Origin of the sequence: Belnapia arida (assembly GCF_016773205.1) — a bacterium.
GTDB classification, from domain to species: Bacteria; Pseudomonadota; Alphaproteobacteria; order Acetobacterales; family Acetobacteraceae; genus Belnapia; species Belnapia arida.
In genome coordinates this window covers 77,273-83,780 of the sequence record NZ_JAETWB010000020.1, presented here as the reverse complement: position 1 = coordinate 83,780, position 6,508 = coordinate 77,273, and the positions used below count along the sequence as shown (strand labels likewise).

Sequence of the window (6,508 nt, the reverse complement as noted above, 5' to 3'; positions counted from 1 at the left end):
GGTACTGCAGCTCAAGCTGCGGGAGAGTCGGTCGCCGCCGGGCCACCCAACAGGATCCCAGGATACTAACCATACCAAAGCCGCCGACCTCTTACAGGGTCGGCGGCTTTCGGCGTTTCAGGGCACTCCGCACGTCCACAACATCGATGGCCCAGCGTGTGCAACCTGCTGCATATCTCGCCGTTCGGCCCTTACGTCCCGGCGAAGGAGCCTGACATGCTGACTGCCCTCCTCGTCATTCTCGTAGCCGTCGTTGCATTGGTGCTGTTGCAGCGCCTTGAATTCCGGAGCGTCTTCTCCCGCCGCGACCGCCAGGACAAGCCCTAGGCAGGTTTGGAAGGGCTTCACGCTGCCATCGGGCTTCCCTGCGCGCGAAGTCATTGCCGATCTCGGCACAGCATCGGCTTCCTGATGGATCCTCGGGCGGATGCAGCTCTTCACCAAGCAGACCGTCGTCGCCGTCCTGCCGGTGATGGCGGCGCCCTTATGGCGGAAACTCAGCGGTGCGGCCCGGCTCTGGGGTTTCCTGATCGCTTCCGTCGCCTGGATCCGCGCCGGCGTCACCACTGGCGACTTCGCCATCATCTTGGTGCTGACCTATGCGATTGCCCATGGCGACTTCACGCATGTCATCGCCGGCGCCGCCGAGACCTTCCTGCCGCTCTTCGCCGGTGAGGTCGGCCTCGGCCAGGCGCTCGGCGGAATGATCCTGCCGGCGCTGATCGGCAACGTCCCCGGCGGCACGGGCCTCTTTGCCCTCCTCGTCCATGCCCAGGTGCGACGCGCGATGAAGGGCCGGGTCAGGGCTGCCCCGACCCACCCCCCGCGCCATAAATCTGGCCGGTCGCATAGCTGGCATCGGACGCCGCAAGCTGGACGTAGATCGAGGCCAGTTCCGCTGGCTGTCCCGGCCGGCCCATCGGCGTCGTGCCGCCGAACTTCTCCAGCTTCTCCATCGTGGCCCCGCCGCTGACCTGCAGCGGCGTCCAGATCGGCCCCGGCGCAACGCCGTTGACGCGGATGCCCTTCGGCCCGAGCTGCTTCGCCAGCGACTTCACGAAATTCATCGTCGCCGCCTTGGTCTGCGCATAGTCGTAGAGTTCGGCCGAAGGATCGTAGGCCTGCTCGGAGGTGGTGGCGATGATCGCCGCCCCCGGCTTCAGATGCGCCAGCGCTGCCTTGATGAGCCAGAACGGTGCGTAAATATTCGTTTTCATCGTCGCGTCGAAATCCTCCGTGCTCACGTCGAGGATCGAGGCCCGCGTCTGCTGCCGCGCCGCATTGCTGACGAGGATGTCGAGGCCGCCGAGCCCCCGCGCCGCATCGGCGATCAACCGGTTGCAGAAACCCTCGTGCTGCAGGTCACCCGGCAGGGCGAGGCCGAGCCGTCCCTCCGCCTTGATCAGTGCGATCACCTCCCCCGCATCCGCCTCCTCGCTGGGGAGGTAGTTGATGGCGACATCTGCGCCCTCGCGCGCATAGGCGATGGCCGCCCGTCCCATGCCGGAATCGCCGCCGGTGATGAGCGCCTTGCGCCCCGCCAGCCGGCCGGAGCCGCGATAGCTCGTCTCGCCATGATCCGGCCGCGGCTCCATGCGGCTGGCGAGGCCGGGCCAGGGCTGCGATTGCTTCTGGAAGGGCGGCTTCGGGTAGCGCGTCGTCGGGTCGGTCATCGGTTGCGCGGCGTCCCGCGGCTGCGCCTGCGCCGAGGCGGAGGCCGCTGCCACGGCGAGGCCGAGCCCGGCGCTGCCGACGGCCTTGCGCCGCGACATGGAAGTGTCGTCGTTCATGCTGATCTCGCTTTGCCGGGGGTTCGTCAGGCCGAACGTGTCAGGCGCCGCCCCAGTTCATCGTCAGCCCGCCATCCATCACCCAGGTCTGCCCGGTGACGTAATCCGCCGCGTCGGAGGCGAGGAAGACGGCAAGCTCCGCGATCTCCTCCGGCCGGCCCGGGCGGCGCCAGGGGATGGCCTTCATGCTCTCCTCGCGCGCCTTCGGGTCGTCCATCCGCTTCTGGGTCATCGGCGTCTCGATCAGGCCGGGCGCGATGGCGTTGACGTTGATCCGGTCGCCGGCCAGCTCCACCGACAGGCTGCGCACCAGCGAGTTGAGCCCTGCCTTCGCCATGCCGTAGGGGGCGCTGCCCGGCGTCGGCAGATGCCCGGCGACCGAGCCGGTGAAGACGATGCGCCCGGCCCCGCCGGCTGCGCGGCGCTGGCGGATGAAGGCGCGGGCGCAGAAGAGCGGGCCCATCAGGTCGGTCCGCAGCACCTGCTCCATCTTCGCGTCGTCCATGTCGGCGACGGGCATGCCGCTCATCCCCGTCCCCGCATTGGCGAAGAGGATATGCGGCACACCCAGCGCCCGCGCCGCGCCGTCGAACAGTGCCTGGACGGAGGCCGGGTCGCCCACATCCGCCTGCGCCACATGCGCACGCCGCCCCGCGGCCTCCACGCGCCGCCGCGTCTCGCCGGCGCCCTCCGCATCGCTGTGATAGGCGATGGCGACATCCGCCCCGGCCCGTGCGAAGGCCTCGGCCGCGGCCTGGCCGATCCCGCTATCGGCCCCCGTGATGACGGCGATCCTGTCCTGCAGCGTCATGGTCCGGCTCCTCTCTCGATCTGGAGAGAAGCAACTCGCGCCGCTCGCCGGGGCGCCATGACATGACGGAGAGGGCAGCGCTAACGCAAGCGGCCCAGCACCCGGTCGATGAAGGCCTCCGTGCTGCCGAGATAACCGCTGGGGTCGGTCAGCCGAGCGATCTCCTCCGCCGGCAGCCGGCCCTTGACCTCCGCCTCCGCCATCAGCGCCTCGGCCAGCGGGATGCCCTGGGCCAGCGCCACGTCGCAGGCCTGATTGACGGCATGATGCGCCGCCTCGCGCCCGAGCACCAGCGCGAGGCCCATCATCACCGCCTCGGCGACGATCAGCCCGCCGGTGCTCTCGAGGTTGCGCCGCATGCGCGCGGCATCGACCGTCAGCCCCTCGGCCAGCACCCGCGCCTGGGCCAGCGCCCCATGCGCCAGCAGGAAGGCCTGGCCGATCGCCAGCGGCTCCGCCTGCCAGGGTCCGGTGCCGCGCTCCTGGTCCTGCGCCATCGCCGCCTGCATCTGCGGCACCAGGGCGTGGACGCCGCGCGACTGGGCGATGATGTACTCGCAGGAGATCGGGTTGCGCTTCTGCGGCATGGTGGAGGACCCGCCACGCCCCTCCTGATGCGGCTCCGCGACCTCCGCCACCTCGGTCTGCATCATCAGGATCACATCGGTGGCGATCTTCAAGAGCGCGCCGCAGAGCAGGCCGAGGAAGGAGACCGCTTCGGCGATGCCGTCCCGCGCCACGTGCCAGGGGATGTCCGGCACGGCGAGGCGCAGCTCCCGCGCCAGCTCCTCCTGCACGGCGAGGCCCTGCGCGCCGAGCGAGGCCAGCGTCCCCGCCGCGCCGCCGAATTGAAGCCGCTCCAGCCGCGGGCGAAGCTGGTCCAGCCGCTCCACCATGGTGATGAGCGGCGAGAGCCAGACAGCGACCTTGTAGCCGAAGGTGATGGGCAGCGCGTGCTGGAGATGCGTCCGCCCTGCCATGACCGTGCCGCGATGCCGCACCGCCAGCGCTGCCAGCCCCGCATTCACCGCCAGCAGCTCCGCGCGGACCAGGTCGAGCCCCGCCCGCATCTGCAACACCACGGCCGTGTCCATGATATCCTGCGTGGTCGCGCCCCAATGCGTCCAGCGCCCCGCTTCCGCCCCTGCGAGCCGGCTGAGTTGCCGCACCAGCCCGACCACCGGATAGCCCGTGTTCCGTGTCGCTGCCGCCAGCGCCGCGAGATCGAGCCGTTCCGCCCGCGCCGCCGCCCTGATCGCCGCCGCGGCCTCCGCCGGGACGATGCCAAGCCGCGCCTGGGCGTGCGCCAGTGCCGCCTCCACATCCAGCATGTGCTGCAGCAGCGCCATCTCGCCCATGCAGGCGCGCATGGCCTCCGTCCCGTAGAGGGCGCCGAAGACGGGGCTGTCGGCCGGATTCACGGGCATCGCGTCAGACCTCGAAGAACACTGTCTCGCTCTCGCCCTGCAGGCGCAGGTCGAGCCGCCAGCTCCCGTCCGTCGCCCGCTGCGCGATGACGGTGCCGCGCCGCGCGGCCGGGATGGCGTTGAGGATCGCATCCTGCTCGTTCAGCTTCTCGCCGGCGAAGTAGAGCCGGGTGACGAGCTGCTTCAGCAGGCCCCGGGCGAAGAGCGAGATGGCGACATGCGGCGCCTGGAAGGCGTTCCCCTCCGCCCGCACCGGCCCCGGCTTCAGCGTGACGAAGCGGAAGCGCCCGTCCTTGTCCGTGCCGCAGCGGCCATAGCCATGGAACTCGCCCTCGTAGCTGCCTGCCGGATCGGCCTGCCAGATCTCCACCATGACATCGGCGCAGGGCGCGCCGTCGCCATCGGTGACCGTGCCCTCGATGGCGATGCGCTCGCCCTCGATCGCCGCATTCGGCCCGTTGGAGCGCAGCAGGTCGGCCCATTCCGGGAAGTCGATCAGGTGCCAGTAGGGGCCGGCTGTTTGGGAGGCCGTGGCGGGCAGGCTCATGCCGGGTTCTCCATCGGCGTGGCATCCCGCCCGCGCAGCACGATGTCGAAGCGGTAGCCGAGCGCATAGTCCGGCTCGGTCACGTCGAGGTCGAAGGCGGCCACCAGACGCTCCCGCGCCGCCGGGTCGGGGACGCAGTTGAAGATCGGGTCGAGCGGCAGCAGCGGGTCGCCCGGGAAGTACATCTGGGTGATCAGCCGCTGCGCGAAGCCGGCGCCGAAGAGGCTGTAATGGATATGCACCGGCCGCCAGGCATTGTGGTGGTTGCGCCAGGGATAGGCACCGGGCCGGATCGTCGTGTAGCGGTACCAGCCCTCCGCATCGGTGAAGACGCGGCCCTCGCCCTTGAAATTCGGGTCGAGCGGCGCGTCGTGCTGGTCGCGTTCATGGTTGTAGCGGCCGGCGGCATTGGCCTGCCAGACCTCGACCATGGCGCCGGGGATGGGCCGGCCATCCTCGTCCAGCACCCGCCCGGCGACGGTGATGCGCTCGCCCTGCGCCTCCCAGCCCGGCCCCTTGGCCAGGTTGTGCGTCGTCTCGTAAAGCGCCGGCCGCATGCGCGGCGCGCTGGTTTCGGTCAGCGTCTGCGGCACGCGCAGTAGGGGCTGCTTCGGGTGGCGCTTGTGCGTGCTGCCGTATTCGGGCGCGTCGTAGGGCGGCTGGGTGCCCGGCGCCGGCTGGCGGTAGCTCATCCCTCCATCTCCTTCAGGATGTCCTTGGCGAGGCGGAGGGCGGTGTTGGCCGTCGGCACGCCGGCATAGGCGGCGACCTGCAGCAGCACCTCGCCGATCTCCTCCGCCGTCACGCCGGTGTTGCGCGTCGCCCGCACATGCAGCCGGAATTCGTCGTGGTGGCCGAGCGCGGCCAGCACGCCGAGGCAGAGCAGGCTGCGGTCGCGGTGGGAGAGGCCCGGCCGCGTCCAGACCCGGCCCCAGACACCCTCCAGGATGAAGTCGCGGAAGGGAAGGTCGAGCGGCGTGAGCGCCGCCTCGGAGCGATCCACATGCGCATCGCCCAGCACCCGCCGGCGCACCGCCATCCCGGCCTCGGCGGCGGTCTCCGGCAGTGCCGTGGCGAGCTTCATATGGGCGAGGACGGCGCGCGTCATCGCCTCCTCCCGCTCGAGATTGGGGATGTGTCCCGCTTCGGCGATGACGACGAGCCTGCTCTCGGGTATCGCGGCATGGATCGCCTGCGCCGCCGCGACGGGCGTCGATTCGTCCCGGTCGCCGACGATGACCGTCGTCGGGCCGCGCACCCGCCACTCGGCAGGCGGGGCGAGGTCGCGCAGCGCCGCGGCGCAGCCGAGCCAGCCGGCGGGGTCGGTTGCCAGCAGCATCCGGCGGAGCCCCTTCGAGGAGGCGAGCGAGCGAGCCGTTACCCAGCGCCCGAGCGTCGCATCGGCGATGGCGGCCATCCCGCCCGCGGCGACCGCATCCATCCGCCCCTGCCAATTGGCCGGCCCGCCGAAATCCATCGCCGTGTCGCAGGCCATGACCGAGAGCACCCGCTCCGGCGCCTGCGCCGCCATGCGCAGCGCGATATGCCCGCCGATGGAGACGCCGCCCACATGCGCCGCGCCGATGCCGAGCGCCTGCAGCAGCGCCAGCGCATCCTTCACCAGCCGGTCCATCGTATAGGGGCCGGGCGTCGCCTCGGTCAGCCCATGGCCGCGCATGTCCATGCGGATGACGCGGTGGCGCCTGGCCAGCGCCTCCGCCTGCGGGTCCCACATATGCAGGCTGGTCCCGAGGCTGTGCAGCAGCAGCACCGGCGCTCCCGAGGCCGGGCCCGAAACCTCGGCATGGACGGCGATGTCGTCGAGCTGGATGAACATTCCTGCTCCCTCTCCCTTGGCCTCGAAACTCGCCTGCCGGTCCGGGCGGGTCAATGGCCGTCGCCATGCAATCAAACCCGGGTGAGCAAGGTGGGA

At 70.7% G+C, this 6,508-nt stretch carries 7 protein-coding genes; all 7 read right to left on the bottom strand.

The window, feature by feature from the left end; genetic code table 11:
• Positions 1–484: 484 nt before the first annotated feature.
• The 7 genes from JMJ56_RS23985 to pcaDC all read right to left on the bottom strand — a co-directional run bounded on the left by JMJ56_RS23985 (position 485) and on the right by pcaDC (position 6,412).
• Positions 485–769 (bottom strand): hypothetical protein, encoded by a 285-nt coding sequence (locus JMJ56_RS23985; RefSeq protein WP_202834296.1) that lies wholly within the window; start codon positions 767–769, stop codon positions 485–487.
• Positions 770–800: 31 nt separating this feature from the next.
• Positions 801–1,790, bottom strand: coding sequence for an SDR family oxidoreductase (locus tag JMJ56_RS23980; RefSeq protein WP_202834295.1), 990 nt, complete (start codon positions 1,788–1,790; stop codon positions 801–803).
• Between the two features lie 40 nt (positions 1,791–1,830).
• Positions 1,831–2,601 carry an SDR family NAD(P)-dependent oxidoreductase gene (locus JMJ56_RS23975; protein ID WP_202834294.1) on the bottom strand — a complete coding sequence of 257 codons (771 nt, stop codon included), beginning with the start codon at positions 2,599–2,601 and terminating at the stop codon, positions 1,831–1,833.
• Between the two features lie 80 nt (positions 2,602–2,681).
• Positions 2,682–4,028: a 3-carboxy-cis,cis-muconate cycloisomerase gene (gene pcaB, locus JMJ56_RS23970; protein ID WP_202834293.1), complete on the bottom strand. Its 1,347-nt coding sequence runs from the start codon at positions 4,026–4,028 to the stop codon at positions 2,682–2,684.
• A 4-nt stretch (positions 4,029–4,032) separates the two neighbouring features.
• Complete coding sequence (pcaG, locus tag JMJ56_RS23965; RefSeq protein WP_202834292.1) at positions 4,033–4,575, bottom strand: protocatechuate 3,4-dioxygenase subunit alpha; 543 nt, start codon at positions 4,573–4,575, stop codon at positions 4,033–4,035.
• Complete coding sequence (pcaH, locus tag JMJ56_RS23960) at positions 4,572–5,267, bottom strand: protocatechuate 3,4-dioxygenase subunit beta (RefSeq protein ID WP_202834291.1); 696 nt, start codon at positions 5,265–5,267, stop codon at positions 4,572–4,574. Before pcaH ends, pcaG begins: the two co-directional genes overlap by 4 nt.
• A complete protein-coding gene (gene pcaDC, locus JMJ56_RS23955) occupies positions 5,264–6,412 on the bottom strand; it encodes a bifunctional 3-oxoadipate enol-lactonase/4-carboxymuconolactone decarboxylase PcaDC (protein ID WP_202834290.1) in 1,149 nt (382 codons plus the stop codon). The genes pcaH and pcaDC overlap by 4 nt, the downstream gene beginning before the upstream one ends.
• Positions 6,413–6,508: the final 96 nt, after the last annotated feature.